This is a genomic window from Stenotrophomonas sp. BR163, assembly GCF_047520985.2.
Classification (GTDB): domain Bacteria; phylum Pseudomonadota; class Gammaproteobacteria; order Xanthomonadales; family Xanthomonadaceae; genus Stenotrophomonas; species Stenotrophomonas sepilia.
Map to the genome: position 1 here is coordinate 167,780 of NZ_JAXBRE020000002.1, position 21,469 is coordinate 189,248.

Consider the following 21,469-nt stretch of genomic DNA (forward strand, 5'->3'; position numbering starts at 1 on the left):
CATGGCCTGGGTAACTGACACCGCAGCCGACATCACCGACCTCATGGCCCGCTTGCGGGACTTTCTGACTACCAACGCCGCCCTGGTGGCAGCGAACCAGCAGTGGCAGGTGGTGGGCGGTGTGGCCAGTGGACCGATCGTGGCTAACGATTTTGTGTCGCTGAAGGGACGCGGGCTCGCCGGAGAAGATGAGATCTACCTCTCTTTGCAGGCATGGGTCTTGCCGGCGAGCAACTACTACAACATGGCCCTTCGCGGCCACGTTGCGTACAACCCCGCGCAGCCGAGCATCGACCCGCCTGGCACCAATTCGAACTACATCTCGATCTTGGGCGTGAACTCGCCCATCAAGTACTGGTTCATCGCCAACGGCCGTTGTTTCAAGGTGATCACCCGCATCAATGGTCGCTACGACGCCATGTATGGCGGTTTCATCTTGCCTGAGCACCTTCCGGGGGATTGGAGCTATCCGCTGTTCATCGGTGCGTCCTTCCTGGGGAGGAACGCTCAGGCGTCACTGGACACCTACCAGCATTCGAACTTCTGGAACGCGAACGCGGACAGCAGCGGCAACCTGTCGTTTAGTCAGGCGTATCTGTTTAGTCCCGTCCAGGCGTGGATGCCGATTCGCAACTTCAACAGCGGCAGCACTCTGACCACCGCGCGCATGACCTTGCCGTGGTCACGCGGTGTCCGTCAGCAGAACTTCCGGAACTGCCTTGACGGTCAGCGCTGGCTGCAACGCGGCCAGCTCGTCGGCATTGGCTGGGTGCCTGGCAACTACGACCGAGGCGGGCAGGTCGGCGACATGCCCGAGCGCGGGCAGTTCTTCGGCAGCTTCGATGGCGTCTTCTACACACCATCCTTTGGCGCCACGGCAGAGCAGATCGTGACTGCGAATGGCGTGGACTACTTGCTGGTGCCGAACGTGTATCGAACCGGCGACGGCGAATACGCCGCCTTCGCTCTGGAGTGAAAAATGGCATACGCCGAGTTCAACAACATTCCGAACGTCCAAACGCTGATCGACCTGATTGTGCAGTTCGCGCAGGCCAATGGCTGGGTGGTCGAGCGAAACACGCTTGCCGGTGCCAACCGCACAGCCACGGTCCGCATTCCTGGGATCTCGGACTACGTGCACCTTTTCAATACCGACCAGCTGAGCCTGCGGTCACGAATCTCCATTGGCTACGATGGGAACGCGACTCCCGCGTTGCAACCGTTGGTGTCTCCACGCGACATTTCTTCCTATGAGCTGACTGGCCCCTTCCCGCGCCTGAAGCTCTTCTCTAACGGCACTGCAATCCACGTCGCGGTGGCCCAAGCCGTTGCCGGTGAGTATCGCCATCATGCCTTTGGCGTGCTGGAGAAGGCTGGTGCGTACGCGGGTGGAACCTATGTCGATGGGACCTACTGGGCGCGCACTGGCGGTTGGAGTGGCGTTCTCATTCCGAATGGAAACAATGTCGTGCTGTTTGGTAACAACTTCAACGGCACCGGCTGCGGCCACGTTCGCGCGGACTCTATTGAGGACAATCGGATCAATTGCTACCACCAGCTGTGCAACTACTTCGGTGGATCCTTGGGTGTGGAAGGTCAAGCTGGCAGCGGTGTGGGGTCGATTTACCAGGCAACAACATCCGACAGCTACGACAGCATGTGGCTCGGCTATGTTCTGGCCGGTGCAGATGACAACACGTTCTCTGGCCGCAGCGTCTTTCAACCCATCCATCTGACCGTCCGGCGCCCTGGCACCACACCTTATCTTTCTCCGATCGGTCAGGTCATCGGCCTGCGCGCCTGCTACATGGATAGGCTTGAGCCAGAGCAGGAAGTGACGATCGCGGACGAGACTTGGGTGGTGTTCCCTTGGCTGCGAAAGCTGGCGATGAACGACAGAACCGACTCACCGCCGGCGAGCGGCAACTACGGTTGGGCCGTGAGAAAGTCCTGATGACGGTCTTTCTCTCGACTCAGAGCAGCATGGGGCCAAACTGGCGCAGCGCCAACCTGGGTATCCCGCGCACCAGGATCCCGTTGCAGTTCCGCTCTGCGCTGGCCGGCGTTGGCTTCTACGTGGGGCCTGGCCATGAGGCCACGGTGGTGGAACCCGAGCAGCGGTCAGCTGGTCCGAACCTCCGCAGCTCGTTCGATGACTGGTACTACAAGATCCACGTCCTGCCTCTTCGCATTGACATGGGCAACCTGGTCACCAACCAGGTGCGCTACGTTCAGGTCTGGAACTCATACCTACAGCAGCAGACCCTGGCCTCGGTGACCCTTGAGAACGGCGAAGGCGTCGAGCTGGTAGGTCCTGGCGCGCCGCCGTTGGCATTCTCGGCCCTGCAGCTGCGCCGTTGGCAGCTGTCGGTCACGACAGAAGGTCCGCCGGTAATCGCGGCGTCGCTGTCCTACGACTTCGTGGCCCTGGGGCGCCGCACCGTCACGATTACCGGAAATCGCATGTCGGCGTGGATGCTGCCGCCGGATTGGGAGCGGCCTGTCACCGAAACGCTGGCCTGGGCGACCGACGTCCAGCAGTCGATCGGCGGCGGCGAAGCCCGATTCCCATTGCGTGGCTCGCCGAGGCGCTCTTGGGAGTTCAGCGTGCTGGCCGACCGGCGCGAGCGCCAGGTGCTTGAACACGCGCTGTTCGACTGGTCGGCGCGTACCTGGGCGCTGCCGGTCTGGAACGACGTGTCGTGGCTGAGTGCGCGCCTGGCGCTGGGTGTGCAGTCCATCCCGGTACAGGCCGCTACGCAGCGCGACTACCGCCCCGGCGGCCTGGCCATGCTTTGGAAGGACGTCACCACCTACGAGCTGGTGGAAGTGGCCGACATTGCCGCCGACAGTCTGCAGCTGGCCCGCCCCACGGCCAACGCCTGGGCACCTGGCACACGGGTGCTGCCCTGCAGGACAGCTCGCATTGCCGAGACCCCCAGCCTGGAACGCGTGACCGACCAGATCATGCGGTCGACCGTGCGCCTGGCTGCGGTGGAGACCTGCGACTGGCCAGCAACGGCGCCGGCGGCGGTCTATCGCGGTCGACCTGTGCTGGAGCAGCGCCCCGACCTCGACCAGGCGCAGACGGCCGAGTTCGGCCGGCAGCTGGTGGTGATCGATGGCGATATCGGCCCTGTTGCCGTCGATGACATCACCGGCAAGGCATGGCCACTGCAGTCGCACGCCTGGCAAACCTGGGGGCGCACCGAGCAGGCCAACCTGCGCAGCCTGCTGTACTGGTTGCAGGGCCGCGCGGCTGCGCTGTGGGTGCCGTCTTGGGCCGATGACCTGGAGCTGGTCGAGCCAGCCCTAACTACCTCCAGCGGCATCGTGGTGGCTTGGGCAGGCGTGGCCCGCTTCGGGCGCGCCCAGGCAGGTCGTCGTCACCTACGCATCGAGCTGTTCAGTGGCCAGGTGCTGTACCGGCAGTTGATTGAGGCCACGGAGCTGGATCCACAGCGGGAGTTCCTGCAGCTGGACGCGCCGCACGGCATCGCCCTGCAGCCGAGTGCCATTCGCTTGATCAGCTGGATGGTGCTGGCCCGCCTCAGTTCCGACACCGTGGAGCTGTCCCATGAAACCGATGGTGAGGGTGTTGCGCGTTGCCGCGTGTCCTTCGCCGGCATTGGTGCTGAGGAGAGCGAACCGTGAGCCTGTTCTCCCGCCATGTTGAGCTGTATGAGTTTGGGCGCGGTTCCCAGCGCTGGCGCTACACCTCCAGCGATCGAGCCGAGATCTACGATTCGCAGACGTTTACCCCCGAGGCGATCAAGCGCGGCCGGCTTGGCCAGTCTGCCCAGGAAGCCAGGTCAAACCTGGAGGTGACCGTACCGTTGTCCCTATCGCTCGCGTCAGTCTTGCGCCCCTATCCGCCGACTGATCGCATCGTCGTCCGGTGGCGGCGGGTGCGGAAGAGCGACGGCGCGATCCGTGGCACCTGGAATGGCATCCTGAGCGACTTCAGCGAGCGTAAGAACGATTTGCTCCTGACCTGCCAGAGCAACGCCGGCGCCGCCGCGACCAACGGACTGCGCCGATGCTGGCAGGGCCAGTGCCCATTCGCTCTCTTCGACGCAGACTGCGGCTTGAACCCGGAGCTGTTCCGAGTCGACGGCGTATTGTCGGCGGCTTCCGCCCAGACGGTCACGTCCAATGCCTTTGCGGCAAAGCCGGACGGCTGGTTCGTGGGTGGCTTCATCAAGTGGGTCCAGGGCACAGCGGTCGAGTACCGCTTTGTGGTTGGCCATGTCGGGCCGACCCTCACGCTGCTGACCGCAACGCCGCTCGCTGCCGGCGGGCTGGTATCGGCCTACCCAGGGTGTGGCCACGCCCTGCAGATCTGCCACGAGAAATTCAACAACGCGCTGAACTACGGCGGCCAACACACCATTCCGCCGAAGAACCCTTTCGGCCCAGATCCCATCTTCTAGAGGAGCCTTCCCGTGTGGGTTCAAATTGTCCTGATCATCGTTGCGCTGATCATCAGCTATGTGTACCGGCCCAAGCCCACGGTGCCGAAGCCGGCCGCGCTGGAGGACTTCAATGTCCCCACCGCCGAGGACGGTCGCGAATGCAGCATGATCTTCGGCACGGTGTGGATCGATGATCCCAACGTCCTGTACTACGGCGATCTGCGTACTACGCCGATCAAGGTCAAGGGCGGCAAGAAGTGATGGAGCGCCCTGTCCTGGTTACCGTCGATCACGCGCGCGCGGCCAAGCTGGGCGAGCAAAGTGGTGTCCTGTGCGCCGCCGGCATCCGCACCTGGATGGATCGTCATGGGCTCGATCTGCGCCAATTCCTGGACGAGGGCCTGCCGGTGGAGCAGTTCGAGGCGCTGGAAGACGCTTTCGCACAGCGCCTGGCAGCGATCGCTCGCGAGGAGGCCTGCCGTGGGTAGTGGCAAGAAGCAGACCGTTGGCTACCGCTACTACATGGGGCTCTACATGGGCGAGTGCCTTGGCCCGGTCGACGCGCTGCGGGAGATCCGCGTGGGCGATCGCAAGGTCTGGGACGGTAGCGCGCAAACGGCGTGGACCCAGATCCTCGGGATGAACATCCCCAGGACTATTCCTGCCACCGGTCCGATCACAGCGTCCCGCTCGATCACCATCCTCGCGCCAGAGATCTTCGGCGGTGACAAGGGCGAAGGTGGCATCGTCGGCACGCTGGAAGTGCGCATGGGTGAACCTACACAGATGCCCAGCACCTACCTGCAGTCGCTGGTGCCCGGCCCGTGGCCAGCCGCACGTGGCCTGTTTACCACGGTTTTCAACGGCCAGGTATCGGCCATGAATCCCTACATCAAGAACTGGACGAAGAAGGTCTCGCGCTGGCGCCAAGGCTGGAAGAAGGGGCTTTGGCAGGGTGACCTGGTGCAGATCGACGAGGGGATGAACCCGGCCCACATCATCTATCAGGTGCGCACTGAGGGCATGGGCCACCCGATCGACGTGATCAACGATGAGAGCTTCCGCAAGGCGGCGCAGACGCTGAAGAACGAGGGCTTCGGCCTGTGCCTGAAGTGGTCCCGATCGGTCCCTGCAGGCGAGTTCATGGACATGGTCTGCGACCACATCGGTGGCATGCGCATCGAGGATCCGGTGACGGGCTTGACCGAGCTGGTGCTGGTGCGGCCGGACTACGATCCGGCCACCCTGGAGGAAATCGGCCCGGCGAGCATCATCGAACTGATGGAGTGGCAGCAGCCGATGCTGGAGGGCAGCGTCAATGAAATCACGGTCGTCTACCGGGATATCGCCACCAACAAAGACGCGGCTGTCACCTACCAGAATCTGGCCAGCGTCCAGGCCCAGGGCCGCGTGGTCAGCACTCGGAAGAACTATCCCGGCCTGTGGAACGCTGCGCTCGCGGGGCGGGTTGCGGCGCGCGAAGTGGCCGCCGTGAGCAGCCTGCCATGCAGGGTCAAGATCCGGGTACGCCAGGATGCCGGTCCCTTTAAGCGCGGGCAGGTGCGCGCCCTGTCGTGGCCACGGCGCGGTGTGGCCCGCATGCCGGTGCGTATCCTGGACGTCGACGAGGGCACACAGACCGAAACGGCTGTGGTGCTGACCGTCGTCCAAGACGTCGCTGGCATGGCTTCGGCCAGCTACATCCAGCCTTCAGACAGCGCCTGGGTGGAGCCCGATACCAAGCCCAAGCCGGTCACCGTGCAGCGCCTGCAGGAGGCCAGCTACCGCGATCTGGCCACCACCCTTGGGGCAACGGAGCTGGCCGCCGTCTCGGCCGACGCCGGCTACCTGACCTCGATCGGCGTGCGGCCGTCCTCGGTGGCATTCGGCTACACGCTGCAGACCCGGCTGGGTAGTGCGGCGTTCGCCGAGGCAGGCGCGGCCGACTTCGCCCCTACCGGCTTGCTGATCACCGCAATGACGGCTACCACGACGGCCATCGCGCTGTCCGCCGGCATCAGTCTGGACATGATCGAGGTCGGCACCGAGGCGCTGATCGATGACGAGCTGGTACGGGTGGTCTCGATCGATCCGGTGGCGGCGACGCTTACCGTGGCGCGGGGCTGCGTGGACACTGTGCCGGTTCCGCATGCCGTGGGTACGCGGGTGTGGTTCACCGATGAGTATGTTGGTTTCGACGGTCGCGAGTACCTGGCCAACGAATCCCCCCAGGCCAAGCTGATCACCCGCACCAGCCAGGGCCAGCTGAACCCGGATCTGGCCACGGCGATCGCGCTGACGATGCGCCGGCGCCAGATCCGGCCGTACCCGCCGGGCCGGCTGCGTATCAACGGCGACGCCTATCCTGCCGAAGCGTGGGGCACTGGCGGCACCGTGGTGGCCACCTGGGCACATCGCGATCGCCTCCTGCAGGCCGACCAGCTGGTCGACTCCGAGCAGTCCAGCATCGGCCCAGAGCCAGGCACCACGTACATCGCCCGCTGGTACCTGCAGGACGCCCTGGTGCGCACGCAGACGGGCATCACGGCCGCAACCGACAGCTACCTACCGCCGGTCGGCAGCGGCGGCAAGACCCTGCGGGTTGAGATCGAGGCTGTCCGCGACGGCTTCACCAGCTGGCAGCGCCTGCAGCACACCTTCCTCTACCGCGCCCAGCTGGTGACCGAAGCGGGCGACCGCATCGTCACGGAAGCCGGCGACCCGATCATCCTGGAGTAACCCCAATGCCTGACGTCAAACTCTCCCAGCTCGCCGCCGCCAGTGCGGCCTCGGTCGCGGCCGGGGCCGGCCTGTGGACGATGGCTGGCCACATCCTCGGCCTGCGCATGGAGTACGTGGGGCCGGCTTCCATTCGCGTTTCCAGCGGCAGCGCGTGGATTCCGTCGTTGCAGCAGGCCATTGAGGTGCCGGCCGCGCTGACCCTCAGCGGCCTGACGCTTGCGGCGAACACTTGGTACCACCTCTATCTGTACCTCAACGGCTCGACGCCGGCGATCGAAGCCGTTACGGATGTCCCGGCCGCTCCCTACAGCGGAACAGCCCGCACCAAGGCGGGCGCCGCATCGCGGCGCTACATCGGAAGCTTCCGAACCAATGCAGCAGGACAGATCATTCGCTTCGTCCACGGCACCGGAAGCAACGCAATCAAGTACATGCAGGACATCAACACGGCGCCACTGTACGTACTGAACGGCGGCACGGCGGTGACCAGCACTGACGTGTCCTGCTCTGCGGCGGTACCCGTCACCTCGCGGATCATGTACGCATTCGCAGAGAACAATTCGACGGCCGAAACGGCAGTTGCATTCATTGCCAACTCCGAGGCCGGCCCCGCTAGCAGCACCGTCATTTTGGAGTTCCTACGCGTCGGCAGGATCATGTTCGGGGAGATGATCCTCGACGCCACCCAGCGGTTTAACTACTCGCGTAGCGGGCCGGTCGCAGACGGCGGCTTGGCCGTATGGTGCACCGGGTACCTCTACGAGAGGTGAGTAGCCGACCGTCCATCTAAGAACAGGGCGCCGGGCAGACAGCTGCAACTGCCTGCCCGGCGCCGCAACACACGCGTACAGCCCGCGTGCTATTGGCCGAGGCCCTGCTCCCCGCGCGGGGAAGACAAGCCTCGCCCAGACCCATCGCAGAGGCTGAGAATGAAGACGACCACGCTGTTCCCCTGGCCGGGCGGGAAGACCCGCCTGCTGCCCCACCTGCTGCCCCTGGTGGGCGATACCCCTCATCGCACTTACGTCGAGGCCTTCGCCGGCGGCGCTGCTCTTCTGTTCGCGAGGGAGCCAGCCAAGGCCGAGGTGCTGAATGACTGTCACGGCGAGCTGGTGCGCCTCTACCGGGTGGTAGCCAACCACCTTGAGGAGTTCGTTCGGCAGTTCAAATGGGCTCTGACGAGCCGGGAAATGTTCCGCTGGTGCCAGCTTCAGCACCCTGACACCCTCACGGATATCCAGCGAGCTGCGCGTTTCTACTACCTGCAGCGGCTTGCCTGGGGCGGCAAGGCGACTGGCCAGACCCCTGGGTTCGGCCGGGGCGGCAAGGGCCTCAATCTGCTGCGCATCGAAGAGGATCTGAGCGCTGCGCACCTCCGGCTCCACAAGGTCACCATCGAACACCTCGCCTGGCAGCAATGCTTGGCCAAGTACGATGCCGCCGATACCCTGTTCTTCCTGGATCCACCGTACTGGGAGACCGAGGGATATGGCACGCCCTTTGGGATGGAGCAGTACCAGGAGCTGGCGCGTCAGATGGCTCGGGTGCGTGGCTCTGCCATCCTGACGATCAACGACCACCCGGCCATGCGGGAAGTGTTCGGCCAGTTCAGGGACCGGGTGGTGCCAATCCGCTACACGATCGGCCGGCAGGCGGTGCAGCGGCGCGAGCTGATCTACACGACCTGGTAGTCCAGCCGGGGCACGGGGCGGTTTCCGCCCCGTGCAATTTCATTCCGGTGGGCGCAACATGGGCGCTCCACCGTTTATCTCACGTCTGGCGGGCGATTTATCGCGCGCCGTTACACGCTGCCGCAATTGCGCCAGGCCCTGGCGCCCCTGGTCGCGGCCTGAGCCGCACCCTCCCCCACCCTGCAAGGAGATTTCCCCATGACCCCACGTACCCTGTCCACCGCGCTGGCCCTGCTGCTGGCCGCCACCGCCGCTTCCACCCCCGTGTCCGCACACGAACGCGTTCCCTCCGGCCAGCAGGTCGGCACCAGCCCCTGGGGGCCGAAGGACGAGATCGGCCGCCTCAACCTGATCACCGAAGCCTCGCGCGCCGCGATCCTGTCGCGGGTCAGCGGCGGCAAGGCCTATGACCTGGCCACCGAATACTACGTCGGCATGCCCAGCTGGCAGGATGCCGGCGACCCGCACTACCAGTTCTGGATGACCCACACCCCGCGCGGCACGGTGATGGATGATCCGATGGGCGTGGGCGAAACCATGAACCTCACCCGCAGCTACACCGGCACCGCGTTCTCGATGTACAGCCACACCGGCACCCACATCGATGCGCTGAACCACTTCGGCATCCACGGGAAGATCTGGAACGGCTTCGAGGCCGACAAGCACCTCGGCGACCGTGGCTGGAATGTCACCGGCATCGAGAAGTTCCCGCCGCTGATCGCGCGTGGCGTGCTGATCGACGTGGCCGCCGCCAAGGGCGTGGACATGCTGCCGGACAGCTACCGCGTCACCCGCCAGGACCTGAAGGATGCGCTGGCACGCCAGAAGGTGAAACTGCAGCAGGGCGACGTGGTGCTGATCCGCACCGGCCGCATGCGCCTGTTCGAGCAGCCCAGGGCCTACATGGCCAACCCGCCGGGCATGGGCCTGGACGCGGCACGCTTCCTGGTCGAGGACGGCGGCGCGATGATCGTCGGTGCCGACAACCTCAGCTTCGAGACCTTCCCCTCGGAGGTGTCCGACGACTACGTGCCGCTGCACACCTACCTGCTGGCACAGCAGGGTGCGCCGATAATCGAGCTGGTGGCGCTGGACGAACTGGCCCGCGACAAGGTCTACGAATTCGCCTTCATCGGCGGCCCGCTGAAGATCCGCGGTGGCGATGCCGCGCCGCTGCGCCCGGTGGCGCTGCCGGTGCGCCCGTAACCAGGGGCATCCCCGGGTAGCGCCGGGCCATGCCGGGTGGGTGCCGACCTTGGTCGGCACCGCGCTTTACCGCTATCCACGCATGGCGTGGATCTACCAGGCTGCGGCATGGATTTGCCGGGGCTCTCTCCAGTAGATCCACGCCATGCGTGGATGCTTTCCCCCTTCAGCAACCTGAAACCGGACCCTCCGATTTCATTAGTAATTCTACTTACAACGCGAGTAGCATGTCTGGTCTCAGCCCCTGATACCGGCCCGTCGATACTCGCGCCATGCCCGCCGTTTCCGCCCGTTCCTGCCGCTTCCAGCCCGCCCGGCGCCTCCCCTGGAGGGCTGACTGATGGGTGCCGTCGTCGCCCTCGACCGGCTGCTGGACGGGCGCCAGCTGTGGCGTGGCCCGGCCCGCCAGGGCCCCGCCAGCGACCATCTGGCCAGCGGCCATCCGGCACTGGATGCACGCCTGCCCGGCGGTGGCTGGCCGGCCAGCGGACTGTGCGAGGTACTGCAGGCGGCGCCCGGCGTTGGCGAACTGGCGCTGGTCTGGCCGACACTGGCCAGGCTGAGCCAGCGCGACCGCCCGATCGTGCTGGTCGCTCCGCCCTATCGCCCGCACGCTCCGGCCTGGGCAGCGGCCGGGCTGGAACTGGCCCAGTTGCAGGTCATCCAGGCCACGCCGAAGCAGGCACTGTGGGCCGCCGAACAGTGCCTGCGCTCTGCGGCCTGCGCGGCGGTACTGTGCTGGCCGCATCAAGCCGACGACCGCGCCCTGCGCCGCCTGCAGGTGGCCGCCGACAGCGGCCAGTGCCTGGGCTTCGTGTTCCGCGAGGCGCAGGCCGCGCGCAATCCTTCCCCGGCCAGCCTGCGCCTGCAGCTCGACCACGGCCAGGTGCGGGTGCTGAAGTGCCGTGGCGGCCTGCCGCCGGCACAACCGTTGCCGCTGGCCATCGCCCACTGAGGACGCGCCATGCACTGGGCCTGCCTGTTGTTGCCGCAGTTGGCGCTGGACAGCGTGCTGCGCCTGCAGCCCGACCCACAGCGGCCATTGGTACTGCTGCAGGGGCCGGCGCAGCGTCGCGTGCTGCGCGCGGTCAGCCCTTCGGCACGTGCAGCAGGGCTGCGCCCGGGCATGCTGCTGTCGGCTGCACAGGTACTGGTGCAGGACATGCACCTGCACGACTACGACCCCAATGCCGAACAGCACACCCGGCAGCTGCTGGCCAGCTGGGCCTATGCCTACAGCTCGCAGGTCAGCCTCGATTTTCCGCATGCGCTGGTGCTGGAAATCGGTGCCAGCCGCGCCCTGTTCGGTGACTGGCTGACGATCCAGCAGCGCCTGCGCAACGAACTGCACGAACTCGGCTTCCGCCACCGCCTGGTGGCCGCGCCTACCCCACATGCCGCGCGCGTGCTGGCCAACGTCCACGATGGCCTCGGCCTTGATGCGCAGCAGCTGCCGGCGGCGCTGGCGCAGCTGCCCCTGGCACGTTGCGGCCTGCCCAGCGAGGCAGTGACCGTGCTTGGCCGTTCCGGCCTGCGCACGCTGGGGGCGGTGCTCAAGCTGCCGCGCGACAGCCTGGCCCGGCGCTTCGCCCCCGAGGTCCTGCAGCAGCTGGATGCATTGCGCGGGCTGCCCACCGCGCCATTGCGCTACTACCAGCCAGCGGACCGTTTCGATGCGCGCATCGAATTCGAATACGAGATCGAATCCAGCCAGGCCCTGCTGTTCCCGCTGCGCCGCCTGCTGCTCGACCTGGCCGCCTTCCTGTGCTCGCGCGATGGCGGCGTGCAGCGCTTCGACCTGCATTTCGAGCATGACCTGTTGCCGGCCAGCGTGCTGACCATCGGCCTGTTGGCGCCCGAGCGCGATCCCACGCTGCTGTTCGAGATCGCACGCAACCGCATGGAAGCGTTCGCCCTGCCGGCCGGCAGCCGCGCACTGCGCCTGCAGGCCGAACAGCTGCCGCCGTTCGTGCCCGCCGCGCGTGACCTGTTCGATACCCGTCCGGCGCAGGCGATGCCGTGGAACCAGCTGCGTGAGCGCCTGCGCGCGCGGCTCGGCGATGACGCCGTGCAGCCGCTGGCAGTGCAGGCCGACCATCGCCCCGAACGCGCCAGCGGCACCCAGCCAGCAGCCAGGCCACCGGCATACTGGCCACTGCGCCCCGGTTGGCTGCTGGACGCTCCACAGCCGCTGCGTGACCCGCGCCTGCGCATCATCGCCGGGCCGGAGCGGATCGAATCGGGCTGGTGGGACCAGGCTGACGCGCGCCGCGACTACTACGTGGTGGAAACCGCGCATGGCCAGCGCGGCTGGGCCTTCCGCGTGCGCAACGATCCGCATGCGCCGTGGATGCTGCACGGCTGGTTCGGCTGAGCCGCCATGCACAGCGAACTGCCCGGCTACGCCGAACTGCACTGCCTGTCGGCCTTCAGTTTCCAGCGCGGTGCTTCAACCGCCGAAGAGTTGTTCGCGCGCGCCGCTGGCCAGGGCTACCGCGCGTTGGCGATCACCGACGAATGCTCGCTGGCCGGCATCGTGCGCGCCTGGCAGGCAGCGAAGACACATGGCGTGGCGCTGATCGTCGGCGCCGAATTCCAGGTCGAGGACGGTCCGAAGCTGGCCCTGCTGTGCACCGACCAGGCCGCCTATGCCGGGCTGTGCCAGTTGATCACGACCTGTCGGCGGCGGGCTGCCAAGGGCGAATACCGCTGCCTGCGCGACGATCTGCTCGGCCTGCCCGACGGTTTGTTGTGCCTGTGGCTGGACCGGCAGCCATCCGCCACCGATCTCGAGTTGCTGCGCACCGGCTTCGATGATCGGCTGTGGCTGGCGGTGGAACTGCACCGCGAACACGATGACGCACGCCGCCTGCAGCAGCTGCAGGCCTTCGGCGAACGCCACCGCCTGCCCCTGGTCGCCAGTGGCGATGTGCACATGCACGTGCGCCGCCGCCGTGCCCTGCAGGACACACTGACCGCGATCCGCCACCGCTGCAGCGTGGCCGAGGCCGGCTGGCGCCTGTTTCCCAATGGCGAGCGCCACCTGCGCCCGCGTACCGCGCTGGCCCAGCTGTATCCGCCCGAACTGCTGGCTGAAACCCTGTGCATCACCGAGCGCTGCCACTTCACCCTGGAACAGCTGCAGTACACCTATCCGCGCGAGCTGGTGCCCGAAGGACACGATCCGGACAGCTGGCTGCGCGTGCTGGTCGAGCGCGGCATCCGGTGGCGCTGGAAAGGCGGCATCGAAGCGAAGCAACGCACGCAGATCGAGCACGAACTGGCGCTGATCAAGCAGAAGAACTACGCCTCGTATTTCCTCACCGTGCAGGACATCGTGCGCTTTGCGCGCAGCCAGGACATCCTCTGCCAGGGCCGTGGCTCAGCGGCCAACTCGGCGGTGTGCTTCGTGCTGGGCGTGACCGAGATCGACCCGGCACGCAGCAACCTGCTGTTCGAGCGCTTCATCTCCGCCGAGCGCGACGAACCACCGGATATCGACATCGACTTCGAGCATGAGCGTCGCGAGGAGGTGCTGCAGTACGTGTTCAAGCGCTATGGCCGCGAGCGCGCCGCACTGACCGCGGTGGCGATCAGCTACCGTGGCCGCAGCGCGATCCGCGACGTGGCCCGCGCGCTGGGCCTGCCGATGGACCAGGTCAACGAGCTGGGCGCGGCGATGGACCACTGGGGCGGCAACATCCCACTGCCGGAAACCCTGCGCGAGCGTGGCTTCGATCCAGACACGCCGTTGATGCGGCGCCTGCTGGCACTCACCGCAGAGCTGATCGATTTTCCGCGCCACCTGTCGCAGCATCCGGGTGGTTTCGTCATCTCCGAGCATCCGCTGTCGACCCTGGTGCCGGTGGAGAACGCGGCGATGGCCGACCGCACCGTCATCCAGTGGGACAAGGACGATCTGGATGCCACCGGCCTGATGAAGGTCGACTGCCTGGCGCTGGGCATGCTCACCGCCATCCGCAAATGCCTGGCGATGTTGAAGCAGCACGGCCTGCATGAAGGACGCATGGATGCGATCCCGCCCAAGGATGCAAAGACCTTCGACATGATCTGCGCCGCCGACACCATCGGCGTGTTCCAGATCGAATCGCGCGCACAGATGGCGATGCTGCCGCGCATGCAGCCGCGCACGTTCTATGACCTGGTGATCGAAGTGGCGATCGTGCGCCCCGGGCCGATCCAGGGCGACATGGTGCATCCCTACCTGGAGCGGCGGCGGATCCTGCGCGAACAAGGCCCGGAGGCACTGAACGACCCGGACAACCCGCTCTACCCACCGCAGCTGGAACGCGTGTTCGCGCGTACGCTGGGCGTGCCATTGTTCCAGGAACAGGTGATGCAGCTGGCGGTCGAAGCAGCTGGCTACACGCCTGGCCAGGCCGATGCCCTGCGCCGTTCGATGGCCGCCTGGAAACGTCGTGGCGGGCTGGAACCGCATCGCGAGAAGCTGTTGGCCGGCATGCTGGAGAACGGCTTCAGTCGCGAATACGGCGAGCACCTGTTCGAGCAGATCAAGGGCTTCGGCGATTACGGCTTCCCGGAAAGCCACGCCGCCAGCTTCGCCCTGCTGACCTATAACAGCTGCTGGCTGAAATGCCACCACCCGGCCGCATTCACTGCCAGCCTGATCAACAGCCAGCCGCTGGGTTTCTACAGCCCCGACCAGCTGCTGCAGGACGCACGGCGGCATGGCATTACCGTTCTTCCCGTGGACGTACGCCACAGCGACTGGGACTGCACGCTGGACTTCAGCAGGGGGCCGGCGGCGATCCGTCTGGGCCTGCGCCTGATCGACGGCTGCAACGAAGGTGCCGTGCAGGCCATCATGCGCGAGCGCGCGCGGCGCCCGTTCGACGACGTCGGCGACCTGTGCCAGCGCACCGCGCTGGACCGCCGCCAGCAGGGCCTGCTGGCCGATGCCGGGGCACTGCGCGGGCTCAGCGGCCATCGCCATCGTGCACGCTGGGATATCTCGGGCGTAGAGAACCGGCTGCCGCTGTTCGACCAGGCCCGTGCCACTGCCGAAGCACGCGTGCCCCTGCCACTGCCCAGCGCCTGGGAGGACATGCAGGCCGACTACCGCAGCACGGGCACCACCCTCGGCCGCCACCCGATCTCGTTCCTGCGCGCGCAGCTGCGCAGTCGTGGCTGCCTGGATGCCGCACAGCTGGCCGGGCACGGCCACGGCCGCCGTGTGCGCATCGCCGGACTGGTGCGCATGCGCCAACGGCCACAGACCGCCAGTGGCGTTACCTTCCTCACCCTTGAAGACGAGACCGGCATGGTCAACGCCGTGGTCTGGCGCCACCTGGCCGACCGCCAGCACCGGGTGCTGGTCGACACCCAGCTGATGCAGATCGATGGCCGCCTGGAGCGCGTTGATGGCGTGCAGCATGTCATCGTGCAGCGCATGCACTGCCTGGATGAGCTGCTGCAGGGACTGCGCAGCCACAGCCGCGATTTCCACTGACGATACAGATCGTCACACAACGAACTGGCCTTTGCCCGCCGGCATCCGCTATCGTCGGCCTATCCAAGGAAGGACGACCCGATGCCCCGTGTGCTGCTGCTGACCACCCTGGTGGTCTCGACCCTTGCCCTGCTCGTTTCCGGCTGGACCGCCTGGAGCCTGCATCGCAGCCAATCGCCTGAGCGGATCATCGAAGCGCGCGGCTTGGTCATCCACGATGGCACTGGCCAACCACGGCTGATCCTCGGCGCGCCGGTGCCGGACCCCCTCAGCAGGGGCCGCACCCAAGGACCGCGTGCAACCGCGCTGTCCGGCCTGATCCTGCTTGGCCCCGACGGGTCCGAGCGCGGCGGTTATGGCACCAGCGACCGCGGGGGCGAAGCCCTGCTCACTCTGGACGATGCCACCGGCACCACCGAAGTCTTCAAGGTCGTCGCCAATCCGGACCGTGGCGCCAGCCTGATGGTCAAGCACCAGAACAATACCGGCGCCATGCTCACGTCCTGGCAGGGCAAGCCGGAGCTGATGTTCGTCGATGACAGTGGCCAGTCCTACTACGTGCGCCCCGGCGCCAACGCCGCGCCCTGATCTGCTTGTGTAGAGTCGAGCCATGCTCGACTGCTTCTATCAACAGCAGCCGAGCATGGCTCGGCTCTACAAAGGCGAAACAACGTCGAGCATGGCTCGACGCTACAGACCACACACCGCCGCCAGGTCATCGGCCAGCTGCCGCAGCTGCGCCGCCCCCAGCGCCGCGCAGGTGATGCGCAGGCCATGCCCTGGTGCAGCCACCGCAAACACTTCGCCAGCACGCACATGCCATCCGCGCGCAGCCAGCGCCAGTACCTGTGGATGGCTGTCGGCCGGCAACGGCAGCCACAGGTTCAATCCCTCCATCGGCAACGGCGTCGGCACGCCACGCACGCGCAGCAGTTCCTGTAGCGACTGCAGGCGCTGCTGGTACCGCTCGCCTGCCGAGGCGATCTTTGCCCGCTGCGGCGCCGATGCCAGCACCGAAGTGGCGGCATCCTGCAGCAGATGACTGACCCAGCCGATGCCGGACGCCAACCGCAACCGCAACCGCATCGCGGTCTCGTCATCACAGGCCAGCCAGGCCAGGCGCAGGTCGGGGCCGAGCGGCTTGGACAGCGAACGCAGCAGCGCCCAGCGCCGGCCATCCAGCGGCAGTACCGAGTGGTAGGCCTGCTGCGAGAGCAGTGCGTAGTGGTCATCGATCAGCACCGCCACCTGCGGGTAGGCCGCCAGCAGCTGGCGCAACGCCCGTGCCCGCTTCGCATCCAGGCTGGCCCCGGTCGGGTTGTGCGCACGCGGGGTCAGCAGCACCGCGCGTGCCCCGGCCTCCAGCGCCTGTCGCAGCGATTCAACCTGCATGCCATGCGCATCCACCGTCACCGGCAACGGCGCATGGCCCACGGCATTGAGCACATTGAGGCTGCCGAGGAAGCATGGATCCTCCACCGCGATGCGATCCCCCGGCAGCAGCCATGCCGCCAACAGGCGCTCGATGCCATCGACCGCGCCATGGGTCAGCTCCAGCGCGTACCCCCCGGGGCAATCCGCATCCAGCGAGGCGCGTGCCAACGCCTGCAACCTCGGGTCGACCGTGCCCACGCCATACAGCCGTGGCGCCGGCGGGGCCAGGCGCAGGCTGGGCAGCAGGCGAGGATCCGGGTTGCCACCGGCCAGGTCCTGCAGCGCCAACCCCGGCGTACTGCCCTCGCGCGCCAGCGTCGGCGGCAGGCCACGCACCACCGTGCCGCGTCGGCCCGCGGTACTGGCCAGGCCGGCCGCATCCAGTCGCTTGTAGGCAGCAGCCACGGTGTTGCGATTGACCCCCAGCTGATCGGCCAGTTCGCGCACCGGCGGCAGCACGCTGCCCGCCGGCAGGCGGCCCTTGCCGATGCCATCACGGATGCTGTCGAAGATCGACTCGGCACTATGCCCGGTGATTTTCATTTTGTCCTATGCCAAAATAATTCTTGTCCTGTGCCAGTGTATCCCACCCTGGCCGTCCTGCATTGGAGGTGCCCGCATGCCCCTTGCCGCCGCCGACTGGCCCATCGCCCAGTCCGTTGAACAGATCGCCGCCAACCTGGTCACGGTGCGCCAACGCATCGCCGCTGCCTGCGCCCGCGTCGGTCGGGACCCGGCCAGCGTGCGCCTGCTGCCGGTCAGCAAGACCGTCGATGACGCACGCATCCGCATGGCGGTGGCCGCCGGTTGCCGCGAGCTGGGCGAGAACAAGGTGCAGGAGGCGCAGCGCAAGGCCGAGACGATGGCCGATCTGGGCGTGCACTGGTCGGTGATCGGGCATATGCAGACCAACAAGGCGCGCTACGTGGCGCGCTTCGCCAGCGAGTTCCAGGCGCTTGACAGCCTGCGCGTGGCCGAAGCGCTGCAGCAGCGCCTGCAGCTGGAAGACCGCACGCTCGATGTGTTCGTACAGGTCAACACCTCCGCCGAACCCAGCAAGTACGGTCTGGAACCCGCTGCCGTCGAGGCCTTTGTGCAGCAGCTTCCAGCGTTCGACCGCCTGCACGTACGCGGCCTGATGACGCTGGCCATCTTCACCCCCGAGGTCGAGCGCGTGCGTGCCTGCTTCGTGCGCCTGCGCGAACTGCGCGACCAGCTGCAGCGCACTGCACCTCCCGGCATCGACCTGTCGCAGCTGTCGATGGGCATGTCCGGTGACTTCGAAGTGGCCATCGAGGAAGGTGCCACCGTGGTCCGCGTCGGGCAGGCCATCTTCGGCGCACGCGCCACCCCGGACAGTTTCTACTGGCCCAGCAATGGAGCCCCGGCATGAAGCACGCGGTTGTCCTGCAACACGTTGCCTTCGAGGACCTTGGCACCCTGCAACCGTTGCTGCTGGCCCAGAGCTGGCAGCTGCAGGTGCTGCAAGCCGGTGTCGACGCCCTCGATCCGGCCGAAGCCGCCGACCTGCTGGTGGTGCTGGGCGGTCCGGTCAGCGTCAACGACGTTGATCTCTATCCCTTCCTCAATGACAGCATCGCGCTGCTGCAATGTCGGCTGCAGCAGCAGCGGCCCACGCTGGGCATCTGCCTGGGCGCGCAGCTGATGGCGCGTGCACTCGGTGCCGACGTCGCCGCCAGTGGCGGCAAGGAGATCGGCTTTTCGCCGCTGCTGCTCACCGATGACGGCCAGCGCTCGCCACTGCAGGCCCTGCAGGGCATTCCGGTGCTGCATTGGCATGGCGAGGCGTTCGAACTCCCGGCGGGTGCACGCCGCCTGGCCAGCACGCCGGCCTGCCGCCATCAAGCCTTTGCCATCGGTAACCATGCGTTGGCACTGCAATGCCATCCGGAGCTGGACGCGCGCCAGTTCGAGCGCAGGCTGATCGGTCACACCCTGGAGCTGGCGCAGGCCGGCATCGATCCGAACGACCTGCGCACGCAGGCGCGTCGCTATGGCGCGCCACTGGCCGCGGCCGCCACCGCGATGTTCGACCATTGGCTGCAGGACCTGCCGGAGCTACCGCGATGAACTACCGATTGCAGATCCACCGCGATGGCGCCTACTGGGGCCACTTCGACTGCAGCGGGCCTGATGCCCTGCAGCGCATGGACAGCATCGCCGCGCAGCTGCCTGCAGCCCAGGGCTTCCAGCTGAAACGGCAGAAAGGCATCAGCGAAGAGCGCATCCTGTCCAGCAATGCCGATGGCCTGCGCGTACTGGCTTCGCAGATCCAGTACCGCGACCTCTGACGATCATCACGGTAGTGCCGGCCAGCGGCCGGCACCCGACGGGAACAGATTTGCCGGCCAGCGGCCGGCACTACCCCGGCTGTTCGCCCGCATGCGAGGCTTGGCCCATGCTGACCCTGCAACGCGGCCGCCACCACGGACTGCTCATCGCACCGCGCTGGCCCTCCACCCGCATCCAACTGGAAGAAGAGGCACTGCAACGTTTGCTCGACGTGCAGGCATTGCTGCCTGCCGGGCTGCGCCTGCTCGTCACGCGCGGCTTCAAACCAACCCACAGCCGGCTCGGCAGCTTCCGTCGTGGCGTGCGTTGGCTCGGCATCGCGGTGTTCCGCGCCTGCTATCCGCAGCGCCATGATGAAGTCGATGCCATCTTCGGCGCCAACGGCCACGACATCGATGGCCGTCATATCGATGTCTCAGTGGTATTGCACGGCAAGCGGCTGCGGCTGCTGCCACTGGGCGTGTTCACCCCGCCGCGCTGGCAGCAGCGTCGCACCGCCCGCCATGCCGAAGCGATCGCCCAGGTGAAGCGCAGCCTCCAGCACTGCGGTTTCGAGCTGCATCGCAACCCCACCGAAGCCCTGCAGATCCACTGCGATTATCGTCCGCGCTGACCTCGCAGTCGGCCATGCACGCCGCGCCTTGCGCCCATGGATGCAAATGATTCTCTTTTGCTGTAAGGTGCAGCCGCTGCCCTTGCCGCCGCGGGCTGTTCCCTTTCCCAGTTGTCGCCCGCCCCGTGTCCACGCCTGTCGAACCGACGGATGTCGCGCAGCTGTGCGCGGCCCACTACCGGCCGCTGCACGCCCATGTCCGCCGTAAACTCCCGCAACGCAGCGACGCCGATGACGTCGTCCAGGAAACTTGGCTGCGCGTCGTCAGAATCGCCGCCAGTGGCCTGCTGAGCAACGGCCGCGCCTACCTGTACCGCGTCGCCCACAACCTGATCGCCGATCATTACCGGCAACGCCAACGCCGGCGCGAAGACGCTCTGGATGACGCGCAGCTGCTCGCCATTGCTGATCCTTCGCCCCTTCCGGAGCAGCGCCTGCTCGATGCCGAACAGCTGCGCCACCTCGACGCGGTCATTGCCGCCTTGCCGCCCCGGTCGCGCCAGGTGTTCCTGCTGGCACGGGTGGAGCAGATGGCACTGGCCGAGATCGGCCGACAGCTGGGGATCAGCCGGCAGACCGCGCACGGCCATCTGCTGCGTGCGCTGGTCGCGCTGCAGCAGGTACCCAGCGCATGAGCCAGGAGGCGATCGCACGCGAGGCCGCACGCTGGTGGCTGGACGGCCGCGACGGCGGCCGTGACGAGCGTGCGTTCAGCCAGTGGTACCACGCCGATGCGCGCCACGCCGCGCAGTACCAGCACCTGCAGGCGCTCTGGCTGGCCGGTGATGCAACACCCAGCCTGCAGCGGCACCAGCTCCGGCGGCAGCGCCGGCGCCTGCACGACGCCGGTACGGCCGTGCTGCTGCTCTGTGCGTTCGGCCTGTATACCCACCAAGCCGCGCCACCGGCCGCGCAGATGATGCGGACGGCGGCAGGCGAGATCCGCGAGGAAGTACTGCCGGATGGCTCGCGCGTACTGCTCTCGCCCGGCAGCGAAGTCCATGTCCGCATCGATGCACAGCGCCGACAGCTGCAGCTGGAGCGCGGCCAGGCCTGGTTCCAGGTCAGCGCCGACGCTGCGCGACCGTTCCAGGTGCATACCCCGCACGGTACTGTCACCGCGTTGGGCACCGCATTCGATCTGGCGGTACTGCGCGGCGACAGCGTGGTCACGGTCACCGAGCACCGCGTCAACGTGGTGTCCGGCAGCAGCACCCGCCAAGCATCCGAAGGGCAGCAGATGCGATTCGACGCGAAGGCATCCGCCGCGCTGCTTCCAGCGGAGGGGGCTGCCCTGGCCTGGCGCGAGCGGCGCCTGCACTGGGTCTCTGCACCCTTGGCCGAGGTCACCCAGGGCCTGGATCGCTGGCATGGCGGCCACACCTGGATCATCGGCGCACAGCTGCGCCAGCAGCCGGTCACCCTGCTCGGCAGCGCTGACGGCGCGGCGCGCAGCCGCGACCAGCTGGCCACACAACTGCGTGTGCGCGTGCTCCGCCTGGGCGCGGGCGTGCAGGTGTGGCTGCCGCCACGCGGGCGACATCGCGATGCACCCTGACATCGG

General features: G+C 66.9%; 21 protein-coding genes. 20 read left to right on the top strand and 1 reads right to left on the bottom strand.

The window, feature by feature from the left end:
- The first annotated feature begins 1 nt into the window (after position 1).
- The 14 genes from ACM0PY_RS02170 (at position 2) to ACM0PY_RS02235 (ending at position 16,133) form a co-directional block, all read left to right on the top strand.
- Positions 2 to 976 (top strand): hypothetical protein, encoded by a 975-nt coding sequence (locus ACM0PY_RS02170; RefSeq protein WP_414609360.1) that lies wholly within the window; start codon positions 2 to 4, stop codon positions 974 to 976.
- 3 nt (positions 977 to 979) lie between these two features.
- The gene (locus tag ACM0PY_RS02175) at positions 980 to 1,954 is read left to right on the top strand and encodes a hypothetical protein (RefSeq protein WP_032960546.1); all 975 of its coding nucleotides are present in this window, start codon (positions 980 to 982) and stop codon (positions 1,952 to 1,954) included.
- Between the two features lie 29 nt (positions 1,955 to 1,983).
- Complete coding sequence (locus tag ACM0PY_RS02180) at positions 1,984 to 3,654, top strand: hypothetical protein (protein ID WP_050483565.1); 1,671 nt, start codon at positions 1,984 to 1,986, stop codon at positions 3,652 to 3,654.
- On the top strand, positions 3,651 to 4,433 hold the full coding sequence (locus ACM0PY_RS02185) for a phage BR0599 family protein (protein WP_032960548.1): 783 nt from the start codon (positions 3,651 to 3,653) through the stop codon (positions 4,431 to 4,433). Before ACM0PY_RS02180 ends, ACM0PY_RS02185 begins: the two co-directional genes overlap by 4 nt.
- 12 nt (positions 4,434 to 4,445) lie before the next feature.
- A complete protein-coding gene (locus ACM0PY_RS02190) occupies positions 4,446 to 4,676 on the top strand; it encodes a hypothetical protein (protein ID WP_032960550.1) in 231 nt (76 codons plus the stop codon).
- Positions 4,676 to 4,903 carry a hypothetical protein gene (locus tag ACM0PY_RS02195; RefSeq protein ID WP_032960552.1) on the top strand — a complete coding sequence of 76 codons (228 nt, stop codon included), beginning with the start codon at positions 4,676 to 4,678 and terminating at the stop codon, positions 4,901 to 4,903. Before ACM0PY_RS02190 ends, ACM0PY_RS02195 begins: the two co-directional genes overlap by 1 nt.
- Positions 4,896 to 7,154 (top strand): hypothetical protein, encoded by a 2,259-nt coding sequence (locus tag ACM0PY_RS02200; RefSeq protein ID WP_049440508.1) that lies wholly within the window; start codon positions 4,896 to 4,898, stop codon positions 7,152 to 7,154. The genes ACM0PY_RS02195 and ACM0PY_RS02200 overlap by 8 nt, the downstream gene beginning before the upstream one ends.
- 5 nt (positions 7,155 to 7,159) lie before the next feature.
- On the top strand, positions 7,160 to 7,927 hold the full coding sequence (locus tag ACM0PY_RS02205; protein WP_032960554.1) for a hypothetical protein: 768 nt from the start codon (positions 7,160 to 7,162) through the stop codon (positions 7,925 to 7,927).
- A gap of 159 nt (positions 7,928 to 8,086) precedes the next feature.
- Entirely contained in the window at positions 8,087 to 8,848 is a 762-nt protein-coding gene (locus ACM0PY_RS02210; RefSeq protein ID WP_032960557.1) for a DNA adenine methylase, read from the top strand.
- Positions 8,849 to 9,046: 198 nt separating this feature from the next.
- Positions 9,047 to 10,054, top strand: coding sequence for a cyclase family protein (locus tag ACM0PY_RS02215; RefSeq protein WP_072167459.1), 1,008 nt, complete (start codon positions 9,047 to 9,049; stop codon positions 10,052 to 10,054).
- Between the two features lie 340 nt (positions 10,055 to 10,394).
- Positions 10,395 to 11,009 carry a translesion DNA synthesis-associated protein ImuA gene (imuA, locus tag ACM0PY_RS02220; protein WP_180886329.1) on the top strand — a complete coding sequence of 205 codons (615 nt, stop codon included), beginning with the start codon at positions 10,395 to 10,397 and terminating at the stop codon, positions 11,007 to 11,009.
- Between the two features lie 9 nt (positions 11,010 to 11,018).
- Positions 11,019 to 12,428 (top strand): Y-family DNA polymerase, encoded by a 1,410-nt coding sequence (locus ACM0PY_RS02225; RefSeq protein WP_180886327.1) that lies wholly within the window; start codon positions 11,019 to 11,021, stop codon positions 12,426 to 12,428.
- Between the two features lie 6 nt (positions 12,429 to 12,434).
- Positions 12,435 to 15,545, top strand: a complete 3,111-nt coding sequence (locus ACM0PY_RS02230) for an error-prone DNA polymerase (protein WP_180886326.1) — start codon at positions 12,435 to 12,437, stop codon at positions 15,543 to 15,545.
- 81 nt (positions 15,546 to 15,626) lie between these two features.
- Positions 15,627 to 16,133 (top strand): hypothetical protein, encoded by a 507-nt coding sequence (locus ACM0PY_RS02235; protein ID WP_069138254.1) that lies wholly within the window; start codon positions 15,627 to 15,629, stop codon positions 16,131 to 16,133.
- Between the two features lie 102 nt (positions 16,134 to 16,235).
- Here the strand turns inward: ACM0PY_RS02235 and ptsJ are convergent, their stop codons facing one another.
- Positions 16,236 to 17,522, bottom strand: coding sequence for a MocR-like B6 salvage transcription factor PtsJ (gene ptsJ / locus ACM0PY_RS02240; protein ID WP_180886325.1), 1,287 nt, complete (start codon positions 17,520 to 17,522; stop codon positions 16,236 to 16,238).
- Positions 17,523 to 17,598: 76 nt separating this feature from the next.
- Here ptsJ and ACM0PY_RS02245 point away from each other — a divergent pair, with 76 nt between their 5' ends.
- The 6 genes from ACM0PY_RS02245 (at position 17,599) to ACM0PY_RS02270 (ending at position 21,463) form a co-directional block, all read left to right on the top strand.
- The gene (locus ACM0PY_RS02245) at positions 17,599 to 18,372 is read left to right on the top strand and encodes a YggS family pyridoxal phosphate-dependent enzyme (RefSeq protein ID WP_134972631.1); all 774 of its coding nucleotides are present in this window, start codon (positions 17,599 to 17,601) and stop codon (positions 18,370 to 18,372) included.
- Entirely contained in the window at positions 18,369 to 19,070 is a 702-nt protein-coding gene (locus ACM0PY_RS02250; RefSeq protein WP_414609359.1) for a glutamine amidotransferase, read from the top strand. The genes ACM0PY_RS02245 and ACM0PY_RS02250 overlap by 4 nt, the downstream gene beginning before the upstream one ends.
- Complete coding sequence (locus tag ACM0PY_RS02255) at positions 19,067 to 19,291, top strand: hypothetical protein (RefSeq protein ID WP_072167453.1); 225 nt, start codon at positions 19,067 to 19,069, stop codon at positions 19,289 to 19,291. Before ACM0PY_RS02250 ends, ACM0PY_RS02255 begins: the two co-directional genes overlap by 4 nt.
- Positions 19,292 to 19,398: 107 nt before the next feature.
- Entirely contained in the window at positions 19,399 to 19,905 is a 507-nt protein-coding gene (locus tag ACM0PY_RS02260) for a hypothetical protein (RefSeq protein WP_134972633.1), read from the top strand.
- Positions 19,906 to 20,030: 125 nt separating this feature from the next.
- Positions 20,031 to 20,540 carry an RNA polymerase sigma factor gene (locus tag ACM0PY_RS02265; protein ID WP_134972634.1) on the top strand — a complete coding sequence of 170 codons (510 nt, stop codon included), beginning with the start codon at positions 20,031 to 20,033 and terminating at the stop codon, positions 20,538 to 20,540.
- Positions 20,537 to 21,463 (top strand): FecR family protein, encoded by a 927-nt coding sequence (locus ACM0PY_RS02270; protein WP_180884010.1) that lies wholly within the window; start codon positions 20,537 to 20,539, stop codon positions 21,461 to 21,463. Before ACM0PY_RS02265 ends, ACM0PY_RS02270 begins: the two co-directional genes overlap by 4 nt.
- Positions 21,464 to 21,469: the final 6 nt, after the last annotated feature.